The sequence below is a fragment of the Moorena sp. SIO3B2 genome (assembly GCF_010692525.1).
Taxonomy (GTDB): Bacteria; Cyanobacteriota; Cyanobacteriia; order Cyanobacteriales; family Coleofasciculaceae; genus Moorena; species Moorena producens.
This window is the reverse complement of the sequence record NZ_JAAHHE010000846.1, coordinates 1-1,510: the sequence shown is the minus strand read 5'-3', so window position 1 is coordinate 1,510 and position 1,510 is coordinate 1. Positions and strand designations below refer to the sequence as shown.

Genomic DNA, 1,510 nt, shown 5'->3' with positions numbered 1-1,510 from the left:
CTTTTTTTGGTATCCCTTTACCCAGGACAGTTCTTTACACCCCCGACCCCCCCATTGTAGGGGTGTGTTCCATTCTAAGTTTTTTCATCTGCTTGGGTGAAGAAAACCGCCGCTTACGTCAAATATCCGTAGCGGGTTGTTTAACCGCTCTGCTAATTAGTTTTAGTCGTTTATCCTGGGTTTCCTTTGTGATGGCATTGGTGATTACAGCTTGTTTCCGCAGCAGTTTGGCTCGTCAAGGTTCTTTATGGATTGGTTCATTAAGCTCATTACTTTGTGCTCTTTTGGGAGGTCTGACCTTCAGTGATTTAGTGAAAAAGCCCCTAGAAATCTTCAATAGTGCTCGTGCCGAATCCTCTAAAGACCGGGAACTGGTGGTTACTAAAACCCTTGAGGCTTGGCAAGAACGCCCTTTGATGGGATGGGGAATTATACAAGGCTCCGTCAAATGGTTTATCTACGACATTGCTTTGGGTTCCTTTTCAACCTACGCCTCAGTTCTTTATTTGCACGGCATCATTGGCTTTATCTTTTTTATAGGTGCCCTAGGTTCAACCCTTTGGAGTACTTGGATTCCAGCGATTCGTGGTAACTATCATTGCCAGTGGGCATTTGCCAGTCTGGTGGCTTTGTATATGCTTCTCAACGGAACACCCTTGAGCTGGATGGCAGTGTATTTGTGGTATTTTTGGGTCTGGTTAGGGGCAATTCTTGCCGAAATACAGCGAAATGAGCAGTTTGTCTCTCGATGGGAGCAGTTATCTAGAACTTGAAAATGTTTGATTGAAAATTAAAAATCAAAAAAATAGACTTTTATTTATTTTTTGAAAATTAGTTATTAGTTCTTATTTATGAAAATTGCTATTGATTAAATTAATCATTATATAAATTAAAAATTGACACAAGATTGTATTAGGAATATATCTTATGAAAAAAGTAGTTGCGATCCTGAATAGACATTGGATACTTTTATTAGTTTTTAATTCTTTGGTGCTTGCAGCTAGCTTTGGAGCCTTTTCTTTATTAAAGCCTTTTTGGATTGCTAAAGCACAGCTAATTCTACCGGAAACAGGCAAGTTACAAGCTAGTTTAGGAACCCTTGGGTCATTAACTAAGGGGGATTCTGAATTGTCAGCGAAGAGTCATCCTCTGAATATGCAGGCATCTATTCTCAAAAGTGATGCTTTGATGAGGCGCTTGTTGGAGTCTGACCCAGAGAAAACGGATTTTCAAAGGTTAGTTCAATACAAGCAGTTGTTCGCGGTATCTCCTCACCAGGAATCGACGACCATCTGGTTGAATGCGACTGGGGCTAGTCCAGAATTAGCAAGAGATCGAGTCAGGGCACTGATCAGTGCGTATCAGGAGCGCCTGAATGAACTGCGTCAAGCAGATGGTACCACTAGGGTTGAGTTTAATAAGAAAGCGCTCGACCGAGCTAAGCAAAAATTGGATCAGTCTCAGGAGGCATTAGCAAAGTTTCAGGAATCCTCTGGTTTAGTGAATAGCG

Annotated in this window: 2 protein-coding genes; both read left to right on the top strand. The window is 41.5% G+C overall.

Features of this window, described 5'->3' with window-relative positions; genetic code table 11:
- On the top strand, window positions 1-773 hold a 773-nt coding region (locus F6K38_RS41710), incomplete at its 5' end, for an O-antigen ligase family protein (RefSeq protein ID WP_287360709.1).
- A 154-nt stretch (window positions 774-927) separates the two neighbouring features.
- A partial coding sequence (locus tag F6K38_RS41705) for a Wzz/FepE/Etk N-terminal domain-containing protein (RefSeq protein WP_287360707.1) occupies window positions 928-1,510 on the top strand: 583 nt, incomplete at its 3' end.